The organism is Thalassospiraceae bacterium LMO-SO8 (assembly GCA_031655335.1).
Classification (GTDB): Bacteria; Pseudomonadota; Alphaproteobacteria; order Rhodospirillales; family Casp-alpha2; genus UBA1479.
In genome coordinates this window covers 3,312,802-3,325,913 of record CP134226.1, presented here as the reverse complement: position 1 = coordinate 3,325,913, position 13,112 = coordinate 3,312,802, and the positions used below count along the sequence as shown (strand labels likewise).

The 13,112-nt window shown below is 65.0% G+C and carries 14 protein-coding genes; 8 read left to right on the top strand and 6 right to left on the bottom strand.

Annotated features, from left to right (window positions below; genetic code table 11):
• Positions 1-250 precede the first annotated feature (250 nt).
• On the top strand, positions 251-2,062 hold the full coding sequence (gene phaC / locus RJ527_15990; protein WND75525.1) for a class I poly(R)-hydroxyalkanoic acid synthase: 1,812 nt from the start codon (positions 251-253) through the stop codon (positions 2,060-2,062).
• On the opposite strand, the gene RJ527_15985 is transcribed toward phaC, so the two are convergent.
• The gene (locus RJ527_15985) at positions 2,038-3,579 is read right to left on the bottom strand and encodes a PLP-dependent aminotransferase family protein (GenBank protein ID WND75524.1); all 1,542 of its coding nucleotides are present in this window, start codon (positions 3,577-3,579) and stop codon (positions 2,038-2,040) included. The genes phaC and RJ527_15985 overlap by 25 nt on opposite strands.
• Positions 3,580-3,695: 116 nt before the next feature.
• Here RJ527_15985 and RJ527_15980 point away from each other — a divergent pair, with 116 nt between their 5' ends.
• Positions 3,696-4,373, top strand: coding sequence for a pyridoxamine 5'-phosphate oxidase family protein (locus tag RJ527_15980; GenBank protein ID WND75523.1), 678 nt, complete (start codon positions 3,696-3,698; stop codon positions 4,371-4,373).
• A gap of 18 nt (positions 4,374-4,391) precedes the next feature.
• Positions 4,392-5,114, top strand: a complete 723-nt coding sequence (locus RJ527_15975; protein WND75522.1) for a sulfite exporter TauE/SafE family protein — start codon at positions 4,392-4,394, stop codon at positions 5,112-5,114.
• An 11-nt stretch (positions 5,115-5,125) separates the two neighbouring features.
• Here the strand turns inward: RJ527_15975 and meaB are convergent, their stop codons facing one another.
• The 4 genes from meaB to RJ527_15955 are packed head-to-tail and all read right to left on the bottom strand — an operon-like array spanning position 5,126 to position 8,031.
• Positions 5,126-6,133, bottom strand: a complete 1,008-nt coding sequence (meaB, locus tag RJ527_15970; GenBank protein WND75521.1) for a methylmalonyl Co-A mutase-associated GTPase MeaB — start codon at positions 6,131-6,133, stop codon at positions 5,126-5,128.
• A 9-nt stretch (positions 6,134-6,142) separates the two neighbouring features.
• Positions 6,143-6,730, bottom strand: a complete 588-nt coding sequence (locus RJ527_15965) for a gamma carbonic anhydrase family protein (protein ID WND75520.1) — start codon at positions 6,728-6,730, stop codon at positions 6,143-6,145.
• A gap of 40 nt (positions 6,731-6,770) precedes the next feature.
• Entirely contained in the window at positions 6,771-7,319 is a 549-nt protein-coding gene (locus tag RJ527_15960) for a hydrolase (GenBank protein WND75519.1), read from the bottom strand.
• Between the two features lie 10 nt (positions 7,320-7,329).
• Complete coding sequence (locus tag RJ527_15955; protein ID WND75518.1) at positions 7,330-8,031, bottom strand: alpha/beta fold hydrolase; 702 nt, start codon at positions 8,029-8,031, stop codon at positions 7,330-7,332.
• A 199-nt stretch (positions 8,032-8,230) separates the two neighbouring features.
• On the opposite strand from RJ527_15955, the gene RJ527_15950 reads away from it, so the two are divergent.
• From RJ527_15950 to RJ527_15940, 3 genes are all read left to right on the top strand, one after another.
• Complete coding sequence (locus tag RJ527_15950; GenBank protein WND75517.1) at positions 8,231-9,730, top strand: DEAD/DEAH box helicase; 1,500 nt, start codon at positions 8,231-8,233, stop codon at positions 9,728-9,730.
• Positions 9,731-9,925: 195 nt separating this feature from the next.
• A complete protein-coding gene (locus RJ527_15945; protein ID WND75516.1) occupies positions 9,926-10,591 on the top strand; it encodes a transglutaminase-like cysteine peptidase in 666 nt (221 codons plus the stop codon).
• 116 nt (positions 10,592-10,707) lie between these two features.
• Positions 10,708-10,893: a hypothetical protein gene (locus tag RJ527_15940; GenBank protein ID WND75515.1), complete on the top strand. Its 186-nt coding sequence runs from the start codon at positions 10,708-10,710 to the stop codon at positions 10,891-10,893.
• 107 nt (positions 10,894-11,000) lie between these two features.
• Here the strand turns inward: RJ527_15940 and thiS are convergent, their stop codons facing one another.
• A complete protein-coding gene (gene thiS, locus RJ527_15935) occupies positions 11,001-11,996 on the bottom strand; it encodes a sulfur carrier protein ThiS (protein ID WND75514.1) in 996 nt (331 codons plus the stop codon).
• Between the two features lie 216 nt (positions 11,997-12,212).
• On the opposite strand from thiS, the gene aroQ reads away from it, so the two are divergent.
• Positions 12,213-12,659 carry a type II 3-dehydroquinate dehydratase gene (aroQ, locus tag RJ527_15930; GenBank protein WND75513.1) on the top strand — a complete coding sequence of 149 codons (447 nt, stop codon included), beginning with the start codon at positions 12,213-12,215 and terminating at the stop codon, positions 12,657-12,659.
• Between the two features lie 6 nt (positions 12,660-12,665).
• Positions 12,666-13,106 carry an acetyl-CoA carboxylase biotin carboxyl carrier protein subunit gene (locus tag RJ527_15925; protein ID WND75512.1) on the top strand — a complete coding sequence of 147 codons (441 nt, stop codon included), beginning with the start codon at positions 12,666-12,668 and terminating at the stop codon, positions 13,104-13,106.
• Positions 13,107-13,112 lie beyond the last annotated feature (6 nt).

The following is a 13,112-nucleotide window of genomic DNA, read 5'->3' as shown; positions in this document are numbered from 1 at the left end:
CCCTTCCCTTAATTCAGCCCCCGAACGCTGATGATATGTTCTTTCGAGGGGCTCCCCACCTTGAATTTCCTAATATGCCGGTTTACAACCCCGCCAACCGACAAAGACGGCGGACACTGCCAGAACCCAGGACTCTCGCCGCCGGAGATGTCGTTTGCACAACAACGGTTTCGCGCCACCCCGGCTTCTTCGCAATCCGGTATCATATTTTGCCTCAATCGCCTAGTCGGAGCAAAGGACGCAGTGCCCAATGAGTAAGAAGCCCAGCGGCCCGACATCGGAAGAGGATACGCCCGAGTCCGCAAATCCCTTCATCGAGATCGCGGAACGCAGTCAGCGCCTCGTCAACGACTGGCTGACCCGGCATGGCAACGAAATCCAGGCGCCGGACGTCGATCCCCTGAACATCGGCGAGGCCTTCGTCGAAATGACGCGCCACATGATGGCCAATCCCCAGAAAATGATGGAATCGGGCCTGTCCCTTTGGCAAGGCTACATGGAGCTGTGGCAATCAACGGCGCTGCGCATGATGGGCGCCGAGGCCGAACCCGTGGCCGAACCCACGCGCGACGACCGGCGGTTCCGCGACGAGGCCTGGTCGGAAAATCAGGTCTTCGACTTCATCAAGCAATCCTATCTTCTGACCGCGAAGTGGCTGGAATCGACGGTTCATGACGTCGAAGGCCTGGACCGCAAGACCCAGCACAAGGTCGATTTCTACACGAAGCAGTTCGTCAACGCCCTGTCGCCGACCAACTTTCTGATGACCAACCCGGAAGCCCTGCGCGCGACGGTCGAAAGCAAGGGCGAAAATCTCGTCAACGGACTTAACAATCTTTTGGAAGATCTGGAACGCGGCGACGGCAAGCTGGCGATCCGCATGACCGACATGGAGGCGTTCGAAATCGGCAAGAACGTCGCCACCGCCAAGGGCAAGGTCATCTATCGCAACGACCTGATCGAACTGATCCAATTCGATCCTCTGACTGACAAGGTCGCGCAGACGCCGCTGCTGATCGTGCCGCCGTGGATCAACAAGTTCTATATCCTCGACCTGCGGCCGGAAAACTCGTTCATCCGCTGGGCGTCGGCGCAGGGTCACACGGTGTTCGTCATCTCCTGGGTCAATCCGGATGCCAAGCTGGCCCGGAAAACCTATGACGACTACATGCTCGAAGGCCCTCTTGCCGCCATGGACGTCATCGAACAGGCAACCGGCGAGCGCGCCATCAACATCATCGGTTATTGCCTGGGCGGCACCCTGACGGCGGCGGCGCTGGCCTGGATGGCGGCGCAGAAGGGCGAAAAATGGAAGGACCGGGTCAAATCCGCGACCTTCTTCACCACCATGGTCGATTTCGCCGAGGCCGGGGATCTGTCCGTGTTCGTCGACGAAACGCAGCTGGCCAACATGGAAGCCAAGATGAACGAGCGCGGCTACCTCGAAGGCTCGGAAATGGCGACCACCTTCAACATGCTGCGGGCCAACGACCTGATCTGGTCCTTCGTGGTCAACAACTACCTCTTGGGCAAGGACCCCTTCCCCTTCGATCTGTTGTTCTGGAATTCGGATTCAACCCGAATGCCGGCGGCCATGCATGCCTTCTACCTGCGCAACATGTACCTGGAAAACAAGCTGGCCACGCCGGGCGGCATTACCCTGGCGGGCACGCCCATCGACCTGACCCGGATCGACGTGCCGGCCTACATGATTTCGACCCGCGAGGACCATATCGCGCCGTGGAAGGCGACCTATGCGGCGACGCAGATTTACAAAGGCCCCATCCGCTTCGTGTTGTCGGCCTCGGGTCATATCGCGGGCGTGATTAATCCGCCCTCCGCCAATAAATACTGCTACTGGACGAATTCCCAGTCGCCGAAAGACCCGGACGCCTGGTTCGACAAGGCCAAGCAGCACGAAGGATCCTGGTGGCCGGATTGGGACGCCTGGGTCAAGAAACAGTCGGGGAAGAAGACGGTGCCCGCGCGCATCCCCGGCGACGGCAAGCTGCCGGCCCTGGACGACGCCCCCGGCACCTACGTCAAGGTCCGCGTTTCCTGACCGTCCGCCAACGCCCGGCCGACCGCCTGTTCCAATAGGCCCGCCGCCCGTTTCAGCGCATCGGCGGGATAGGCCGTATACCCCAGAACCAGTCCGTGGCGGCGTTCGGGCCCGGCGTAATAGCCGGACAAGGCCCGCGCGGTAATGTCGAAGGCCGCCGCCTCGCGGGCGATGGCCCCGTCCGCCAGGGTGCCGCCCGGCCCGCCGGGCGCCAGGGTGACGGTCAATTGCATGCCCGCGTCATCGTCAGGCACATCGAACAGGCCCGCGAAGCGCGTGGTCATCTCGTCCCGCAGAACCGCCTGCCGCTCGCCGTAAATCTGACGCATGCGCCGGACATGAGCGCCGAAACGGCCTGACTCCATGAAACCGGCCAGAACCGGCTGCATGGCCAGGGCGGGAAAGTCGTCGACGGCGCCGCGCAAACGGACGAAGGCATCGATCAACGGTTCCGGCACCACCAGATAGCCCAGACGCAGGGCCGGAAACATGACCTTGGAAAAAGTGCCGACGTAGATCACCCGATCGCCGCCATCCAATCCCTGAAGCGCGGCCAGCGGCCGTCCCCGATAGCGGTATTCGCTGTCGTAATCGTCTTCCAGCACCCAGAACCCGGCGTCCCGCGCCCAGGCCAACAGGTCGAGGCGGCGTGCCAGGGACATGGTCGAGCCCAGGGGGAACTGATGCGACGGCGTCACCGCCAGCAGGCGCGGATGCGGGGCGAGCCGGCGAGCACGGGCCACGTCCAGGCCCTCGCCATCCACCGGCGCCTGCACGACCTTGGCCCCGGCCGAGGAAAAGGCCGAGATCAGCCCCCGGTAGCCCGGGTTTTCCATGACCACGGGCGCCCCCGGTTCCAACAGCACGCGGACGCAAAGATCGATGCCTTGCTGCGCGCCCGAGGTGATGATGACCTGATCGGCGGTGCATTTCGCCCCGCGCACGGCGACCAGGTAATCGGCGATGGCCCGGCGCAGGGGCCCATGGCCGCGGCCGTCCCGGTCATTCAGAAGCTCCATCGGCGGTCGGCGCCAGAAGCGGCCGACGGCGCGGCCCCATTCATCGAAGGGAAAGGCGGCGACATCGGGGAGGCCCGGCAGGAACGGGCGGTGCGTCCCCGGGCCGGGCGTGTGACGCGACATCAGGTCAAGCACCCGCGCCGGCAAAGGGGGCGGTGCCGCGGCATCCACCGGCAACGGCCCGGCGGCGCGCAGGTCGCCGGACAGATCCGGCAGGTCCGCCGACACCCGCGTGCCCGCACCCGGCCGGGCCTCGGTGAAGCCCTCGGCCAGAAGCTGGTCATAGGCCGCAAGCACCGTGTTGCGGGAAATCTCCAGTTCGCGGGCGAGGATGCGGCTGGCCGGCAGGCGCGCGCCAGAGCGCAGCACGCCGGCCAGGATCAGACCCTTGATCCCCTTGTAAAGCTGTTCGTTCAGGGGCTGGCCGCCAGAGCGGTCCAGGCTTAGGTCGATCAGCTGGGAATCCCGGCCCAGTTTCACGCGGCCCGAGGGGGGCATCTCAATGGCTCCACCAGAATAAAACTTATGGCTCTTTTCCAAGAACCAAGTTGCACGGTACAGGGAGACCGCCATCACCGGCAAGACGGTATCGACCAAGCAGAAGGAACCGGACCATGCCCACTTCCCCCGACCTGCGGATCACCGACCGCTCCAAGGTCAAACGGGTGCCCAAGCGCGCCGCCTACGACCGCGCCACGGTCGATGCGATTCTGGACGCGGGCCTGATGTGCCATGTCGGCTACGTCATCGACGGCGCCCCCTATGTCACCGCGACCTGTTACTGGCGGCACGGCGACCGGGTGTATTGGCACGGCTCGGCGGCCAGCCGCATGCTGCGCACGGTGACCGGCGGCGTGCCCGTGTGCTTTACCGTCTCGCACCTGGACGGCCTGGTGATGGCGCGGTCGGGCTTTCATCATTCCGTCAATTACCGGGGCGTGACCCTGTTCGGCGAGGCGGTGAAGATCGAGGATCCGGCCGAGAAATTGGCCACCTTGAAGGATTTCACCGACCGTCTGACCCCGGGCCGCTGGGAGGAACTGCGCGAGACCACGGACCAGGAACTGAAGGGCACCACCATCTGCGCGCTCGCCATCGACGAAGGTGCGGCCAAGATGCGCACGGGCGGCCCCCTTGATGACGAACCCGATTACGACCTCGACGTCTGGGCCGGGGTGGTGCCGATCACCACCGTGGTCGGCGAGCCCGTCGCCGACCATCGTCTGAAGCCCGGCGTGCCCGAACCGGATTACCTGCGCCGCATCGCGATCGGGGCATCGCACCGGGGATAAAGGCGCTACGATGCCGTCATGACGTTTGACGGACTCACCCTTTCGACGATTCTGATCGCGATCAGCGCCATGGCCTTCGGCTGCGCGTTCCAGACAGCGCTTGGCCTGGGCTTTGCTTTGCTGGCGGCGCCGGTCCTGGCCTTGCTCGACCCGGCCTTCGTGCCCGGCCCCATGCTGTTGGCGGGGGTCGTGCTGGCGGCCCTGACGGCCTACGGCGAGCGCGATGCCATCGACCGCCGTATGCTCATGACCTGCCTGATCGGCCTGGCGGCGGGCACGGTGGTCGGCGCCGTTGCCTTACAGGCTGTCCAGGGGATGAACCTGCAACGCCTGTTCGGGGTGATGATCCTGCTGGCCGTCGGCGTCAGCATCATGGCCAAGACGGCCGTGGTCAAAGGCCGTGGCCTGCTGGCCGCCGCCGGTGTCTCAGGCATCATGGGAACGATGGCGGGCATCCACGGTCCGGCCATCTCCCTCGCCTTTCAGAACGCCGAACCCCGGGTCGCCCGCGCCATGCTGGGGGCCTATTTCACCGCCGCCTATCTGTCGGCGGTGGCGGCCCAGGTGCTGATCGGGGCGTTCGGCGCCCCGGAAATCGGCCGCACCGTCGTGCTGTTGCCCGGCGTGGCGATCGGCCTGGCCCTCGCCCCGGTGACCCGGCGCTATGTCAACCGGGAGCGCCTGCGCATCGCCATTCTGACCATCGCGGCGGTCAGCGGGTTGATCCTTGTCTTGAAATAGCCGGTCGCGGCTTACGACGGCTTCAGGGCCTTTTCCACCAGCAGACGCGCGGCGGCGCGCGGATCGGCCCGGCGCGCGGCCAAATCGTCGACCAGATCGGCCATGTCCGGCGCCAGGCGCTTGAATTCCCGGCGCATGTGGTCGAGCGCCGCCGTCTCAAGCCGCATCAGGGCGATGCGCCGGCGCCGCGCCGTGTCCTCGCCGCTGGCGGCCAGATGTGCACCGTGGTCGAGCACGGCCTGGGCCAGATCCGCGACCCCCTTGCCGGTGTTGGCGCTGGTCGCGATCACTGGCACGCGCCAGCCGGTGCCCGACGCGCCCTGCCCCTGTCGGCCGGTCAGGCCCAAATCCTGGGCGCCAGTCAGATCGGCGGCGGTCCGGTCCGCATCGGCGCGGTCGGCCTTGGTCACGACATGGATATCGGCGATTTCGAGAATCCCCGCCTTCATGGCCTGTACCCCGTCACCCAGCCCCGGCGGCGAGGCGACGATCACCGTATGGGCCGCCGCCGCGACATCGACCTCGTCCTGGCCGACGCCCACGGTTTCGATCACCACGACCTGGAACCCGCAGGCATCCAGCACGTCGACGGAATCCAGGGCCGGGCGGGCCAGCCCGCCCATCGCCCCCTGGGTCGCCAGGGATCGGATGAACACCCCGTTGTCGCCGCCATGGTCGCCCATGCGCACCCGGTCGCCCAGGATGGCGCCGCCGGAAAACGGGCTCGACGGATCGATGGCGATGACGCCGACGGTCAGGCCCCGCCTGCGCAGGTCCTTGACCAGGGCGTTGACCAGCGACGACTTGCCCGCCCCCGGCGGCCCGGTCACGCCGACCACATGGGCAGATCCCGCCGCCTGATAGACCCGCGCCATGAGGTCGCCGTCGGCGGCACCTGCCTTGGGGGCGGCGTTGCCCGTGGTCTCGGCCAGGGACAGAAGCTTGGCGATGGCGCGCCGGTCGCCGCCTTGCGCGGCGCCAAGCAGGTCGGAGGACGGGTCCGGCTTGGGGGCTGCCATGGATGGGCCTCAGTCGCTCGGGGGTGTACGGATGTTGCGGTTCAGGGCGCGCAGGTCGTGGCCCGCCAGGCGGTATTCGGCGCTCAGGTTGTCGTACACGGGCCAGATGTAGTCGAGCATCTTCTGATCGTTCGGCCCGACCTTGCGCAGGAACTTGGCCGGCCGCCCGGCCCAGACCTCGCCGGGGCCGATCTGTTTGCCCGGCGTGACCAGGGCGCCGGCGGCGATCAAGGACCCCTTGCCCACCACGGCGCCGTCCATCACGCAGGCCTGCATGCCGATCATGGCGTCGTCTTCCAGCGTGCAGGCATGCAGCAGCGCCATATGGCCGACCGTGACCCGGTCGCCCAGGATGGTCGGATAGCCCTTGGAATCGACATGCACGACCGTGCCGTCCTGGATGTTCGTATCGTTGCCGATACGGATGAAGTTCATGTCGCCGCGCAGCACGCAGGAATACCAGATCGACGACTTGGTCCCGATGGTCACATCGCCGATGATGACGGCGTTTTCGGCGATGAAGGCGGTTTCGTCGATCTGCGGATGCTTGTCCTTGAAGGGCAGGATCACACCGCCGGGCTGGCGCAGGGAAGTCATTCAGTTATCACCTTAGGATGGTTGTTCAGAATATTGTTTTTTAAGAATTTTTGATGAACGGAAGCATTTCCTTGAAGGCGTCCGTTCCGGCCCGGCCCAGCCATTCGTAGATGACCATTTCCGTGGTCACGATGCCGGCGCCGGCCGCCCCCAGGCGGTCCAGGCAGGCCTTTTCGCTTTCCAGGCTGCGCGACGCCGTGGCGTCGGTGACGACGAAGATCTCGTACCCCTTGTCCATCAGATCGACGCCGGTCTGCATGACGCAGATATGCGCCTCCATCCCCGTGATGACCACCTGGCGGCGCCCGGTGGCCTCGAACGCCTGCTGGAACGCTTCCTCGTTCATGCAGGAAAAATGAATCTTTTCGAACACCTGGGCCTGGGGCGCGATGCCCTGTAGCTGCGGCACGGTGTGGCCCAGTCCCTTGGGATACTGTTCCGTCATCAGAACGGGCACGCCCAGGCGGTCGGCGGCGCGCATCAGCAGCGCGGTGTTGCGGATGACCCTGGCCGGCGATTGCATGGCGGGGGCCAGCTTGTCCTGGATGTCGATGACGACCAGACAGGACAATTCGGGCTTTATCAGCATCTGTTCTTCCTTATTCGGCGAGCCAATAGCGCAGCACCGCGCTGACCGCCTCGGGCCGTTCCAGAGGCGAAAGGTGACCGCAGTTCTCGACGACCACCAGTTTAGCACCGGGAATGGCCGACGCCATTTCTTCATGCACCGCGGGCGGTGTCATGGCGTCGAGACGCCCGCACAGAACCAGCGTCGGACAGGCGATCCGGCCCAGGTTAGGCCGATTATCCGGGCGCTCGATGATGGCCGTCTGCTGACGTTGATAAGCCTCCGCCCCGACATTGCGGGCCGAGGCGCGGACGGCGGCGGTCAACTCGCTGTCGTCCTGGCGGTTTGCGGCGATGAACCCCGTCATGTGGTGGTCGATGACGCCCTCCAGATCGCCGGCGGCCGCCCTGGCCATCAGATCGCGGCGGCCCGCCGTGCGTTCCGGCGTGTCCGGGCCGGGGGCGGTGTCGAGCAGGGCCAGGCGGGTCACCCGCTCCGGCGCCAGACGCATGACGGCCTGGGCCGCGTAGCCGCCCATGGACAGGCCGCAGAGTGCGAAGCGGCCGGGGGCCGCGTCCAACGCGCGCCGGGCCATGGCGTCGATGCTGTCGTCCCGGGTCATGTCGGCGACGGTCATTTCCGCGACATCGGTCAGGGTCGCCAGCTGATGGCCCCACAGCGCCGCGTCACACAGCAGCCCGGGCATGAACAGAAGCGGCGTTCGGTTAGACATGAAACCTCCTTCGGGGACCGTGACAAATCGGTAGCGGTTGGCAGAAATCCGCCGCCCAACGCCCGCTTATCATTGACTTCGGGTCGGGAATACCTAATATCCCGCTCACACGGCCCGGGGAAGTCTCCAAGGGCCAAAATCCAAGCCCCCATAAGGTGACCACCCAGCCCGGGCGGCGCAACTCCCGAAGTGGAGCAATATGTCCTTTTCAGACCTCGGCCTCAGCGACGAACTCCTCAAAGCGATTTCCGACGCGGGCTACACCGACCCCACCCCCATTCAGGCCCAGGCCATTCCTCAGGTGCTGATGGGCCGCGATATTCTGGGCTGCGCCCAGACGGGCACGGGCAAGACGGCATCCTTCACCCTGCCGATGATCGACATCCTGGCCTCGGGCCGGGCCAAGGCGCGCATGCCGCGCTCGCTGATCCTGGAGCCGACCCGCGAACTGGCCGCCCAGGTCGCCGACAACTTCGAAGTCTACGGCAAGTACCATAAGCTGAACCACGCGCTGCTGATCGGCGGCGAGAACATGAGCGAGCAGATCAAGCGCCTGGAAAAGGGCGTCGACGTGCTGATCGCCACGCCGGGCCGCCTGATGGACGTGTTCGACCGCGGCCACCTGCTGCTGCGCGACGTGAAGATCCTGGTGATCGACGAAGCCGACCGCATGCTCGACATGGGCTTCATCCCCGATGTCGAGAAGATCGTCTCCAAGCTGCCGCAGATGCGCACGACACTGCTGTTCTCGGCGACCATGCCGCCGGAAATCAAGCGCCTGGCCGACCGTTTCCTGATCAACCCCAAGGAAATCACGGTGTCCAAGCCGGCGACGGCGGCGGAAACCATCGCCCAGGGCCTGGTCATGGTGACCGGCGCCGGACGCGATCAGGCCTCCATCGCCAAGCGCAAGCGCGAGGTGCTGCGCAAGCTGATCGAGCGCGAACAGCCCAAGAACGCCATCATCTTCTGCAACCGCAAACGCGACGTCGACGTGGTCTACAAATCGCTGGAACGCCACGGCTACAACACGGCCGCACGCCTGCATGGCGACATGGTGCAGTCGGTGCGCATGGAGACCCTGGCGAAGTTCAAGAGCGGCGACGTGACCCTGCTGGTGTGCTCCGACGTGGCGGCGCGCGGGCTCGACATTCCGCTGATGAGCCATGTTTTCAACTTCGACGTGCCGACCCATGCCGACGACTATGTGCACCGCATCGGCCGCACGGGCCGCGCCGGGCACAAGGGCGTGGCGATCTCCATAGCCGTGCCGTCCGACGGCAAGTATGTGGACGCCATCGAAAAGCTGATGGGCCGGCCCATCGAACGCGACGCGATGAGCAGCACCGCAAGCAGCGGTGGCGGCAGCGATGACGCCACCAGCGCCCCGGAAAAGGAAGAACGCGGCGAACGTGGCCGGGGTCGTGGACGTGATCGGGGCCGGGGCCGCAAGCCGGCATCCGCCGACGCCAAGGCCGCCGAACCGGCGCCCGATGCCGCGGCCGAGCCCGCCGCAGACGTGGAACCGCCCCAGGACGCCCCCAAGGCGGAAGCGCCCGCCACGGAAAAACCGGCCGCGAAACCAAGCCGCGCCCGCAAAAGCCGCTCGGACCAACGCAACGACGCGGGCACGATGGACGACAAGGACGTCGTGTTCGGGCAAAGCGACCAGGTTCCGGCCTTCCTCAAGAACTTCTAAAAGCGCCACCCTGCCCGGCATGCCCCGCGGTCTATACCGTTCGGCGGATTGACGCCTGACGGACTCGACCCTACCGTCCTCCCGAAACGTTTGCCGGCCCATGGCCGCCGCCGGTGTCACCGGCGGCGCGCCCGGATGGCGCCGGCAGCAGGGACAGGTGGCGCTATTTCATTCATACACAGGATCGTCGGCCTGATGCGTGCCTCGGCGCTTGCCGCGGGCGCCGCCGCCATGTTGTCGAGCATGGCCCCCGCAGCCTATGCGGCCACGGCAAGCCCCAGTTTCTTCAACACCAAGGAACTGCCGTCCAACGACCTCAAGGCCTTCACGAAATGGACCGATGCCCTGGCCCGGTTCGCCAGCACGCGGAAAAGCAAGCAGCCGCTGGTCTGCGGCCCTGGCCCCGGCGAAATGAAGATCTGCGGCGACGGGGATTGGATTCAGTTCCTCAAGCAAGTGAAGGAAAAATCCCTGCTCGATCAGGTGCGCCTGATCAACGCCCGCATGAACCTGGCCAAATACGTCATGGACAACGACAACTGGGGCGTCAGCGACTATTGGGAAACGCCCTACGAATTCATGGCGCGGTTCGGCGATTGCGAGGACTACGCGATCATGAAGTACCTGTCCCTGCGCTTCCTGGGGTGGGACGAGCAGGATTTGCGCGTCGTCGCGGTCAAGGATCTGAACCTGAAGGTCGGCCACGCCATCCTTGTCGTCTACATGCAGAACAAGGCGGGCCAGCGCATCCCGCTGGTCCTCGACAACCAGATTCAGAGCGTGGTGAAGGCCGATTCAATCCGCCATTACCAGCCGGTGTTCTCGATCAACGAAAAAACCTGGTGGCGTCACGTGAATTAGCGCCGTCCCATCGCCTTTGTCGATGGAACATATTCAAATTTTTCGATGTTAGGGAGCCATCGCCTCTTCGATAGTGTGGCCATTCCACCAACCCTTAATCGAGGAACATCCAAATCATGAAACGGTCCGTTCTTTCCGCCGCCGTCCTGGCATTCGTCCTGGCCCTGGGCTTCTCCGCCGCGTCGACCGCCGTCCTGGCCGCCGACAAGAAGGAATCCCCCTGCGCCAAGATGACCGACAAAGCCGAGAAGAAAGCCTGCATGAAGGCCGAAGCCGACGCCAAGAAGGCTGCGAAGAAGTAATCGGGTTTCCGCGCCCGCGACTGCGGCGCGCACCGATCAAGAAGGGGCAGACGGCCTGGGCCGTCTGCCCCTTACTTTTTGCGCGGTGTGGTTGGTGTGCGGGTCGCTCAGATCAGCCCGGACAGCGGCGATGACGGATCGGCGTACATCTTGCGCGGCATGCGTCCGGCCAGATAGGCCATGCGCCCGGCCTTGACCGCATGCTTCATGGCGCGGGCCATCATCACCGGGTCCTTGGCCTCGGCGATGGCCGTGTTCATCAGCACGCCGTCGCAGCCCAGTTCCATGGCAATGGCGGCGTCCGACGCCGTGCCGACGCCGGCATCGACGATCACCGGCACCTCGGATTGTTCCTTGATCAGGCGGATGTTAACCGGATTCTGGATACCCAGGCCCGACCCGATGGGCGCCCCCAGCGGCATGATGGAGACCGCTCCCGCCTCTTCCACCCGCTTGCACAGGATCGGATCGTCCGAACAATAGGCCATGACCTGGAAACCTTCTTCCGTCAACGCGCGGGTCGCCTCGATGGTTTCCGGCATCATCGGATAAAGGGTGCGCTGTTCACCCAGGATTTCCAGCTTCACCAGGGTCCAGCCGCCGGCTTCGCGCGCCAGACGCAGGGTGCGCACGGCGTCGTCGGTGGTGAAGCAGCCCGCCGTGTTGGGCAGGTAGGTGTATTTCTTGGGGTCCAGGTAGTCGACCAGCAGCGGCTGATTGGGGTCCGTCAGATTCACGCGGCGGACGGCGACGGTGATCATCTCCGCCTCCGCCGCCTCGGCGGCCTGACGGTTCAGGTCATAATCCTTGTACTTGCCGGTGCCGATGATCAGGCGCGAGCGGAATTTGTGCCCGGCGACCTCCAGAATATCCTCATCCTCGGATACAGATGTCGAATCCGGGGCGCCGCCGCCGATGAAATGCACGATTTCCAGCCGGTCGCCGTCTTCCACGCCGATCTGGCCGTAACCGGATTTGGGCACGATTTCCAGATTGCGCTCGACCGCGACCTTGGCCGGATCCAGGCCGATTCGGGTGAGAAGCTGCGCCACCGACAGGGGGGCATCCAGGGAATGGGTTTCGCCGTTGATCTGAACTTGCATGAAGAATGTATCCTCGGGGCCGTTGGTCGCGCCGTTGTTGAAGCCTGTACAGGCCTTTGTCCGGGGGGCTTTACAGGGATTATGGGGCCGCGACCAGCCGCTTTCAACGCCCGGATGGGGAGAAACGGGATGTTTCTCACATCATGGCGCGTGCTATAAGCCGCTACCCCATGATGGCAAACGAGTTGGGGTGCCGCAGGCGCCCGGAACGGAACCATGACAGCAACGATTCTCATCCTCAACGGCCCGAACCTGAATCTGCTGGGCACGCGCGAGCCCGACATCTACGGGCGCGAAACGCTGGCGACCATCGAGGCTGCCTGCCGGACGCACGGCAAAAACCTGGGCCTGGACGTGGATTTCCGCCAATCCAACGACGAGGGCGAACTGGTCACCTGGATCCAGGAAGCGCCCAAGGCGCACGCCGGGATCGTCATCAACGCCGGCGCCTATACCCATACCTCGGTCGCGATCCTCGATGCTCTTTCAGCCATCGACATGCCGATCATCGAGGTGCACCTTTCCAACATTCACAGGCGTGAAGAGTTCCGGCATCATTCCTTCGTCTCCAAGGCCGCCGACGGCATGATTTGCGGTCTCGGCGGACAGGGCTACGAACTGGCGCTCGACGCGCTGGCAAAACGACTGAAAAACAACGGGTAAGGGACCATGGCAAGAAGCCCCAAAGCGACCGACATCGACGCGGACGCCGTCCGCAAACTGGCCAGTCTCCTGGAAGAGACGGGCCTGACGGAAATCGAATACACCCACGACGACTGGTCGCTGCGCGTGTCCAAGGGGGCGACCGCCGTGGCCGCGACGCCCATGACCATCTCCCCCGCCGCCGACGCCCCCGTCGCCGAACAGGGCGTGCCCGCCGGCGCCGTCACCTCGCCCATGGTCGGCGTGGTCTATACCTCGCCCGATCCGGAAAGCGCCGATTTCGTCAAGGAAGGCGACACGGTGAAGGAAGGCGACACCCTGTTGTTGGTCGAGGCCATGAAGGTGTTCAACCAGATCACCGCCCCCCGCGCCGGCACGGTGAAGCGGGTCCTGGTGACCAGCGGCACCCCCGTCGAGTTCGGCGAACCCCTCCTGATTCTCGAATAGGAGGCA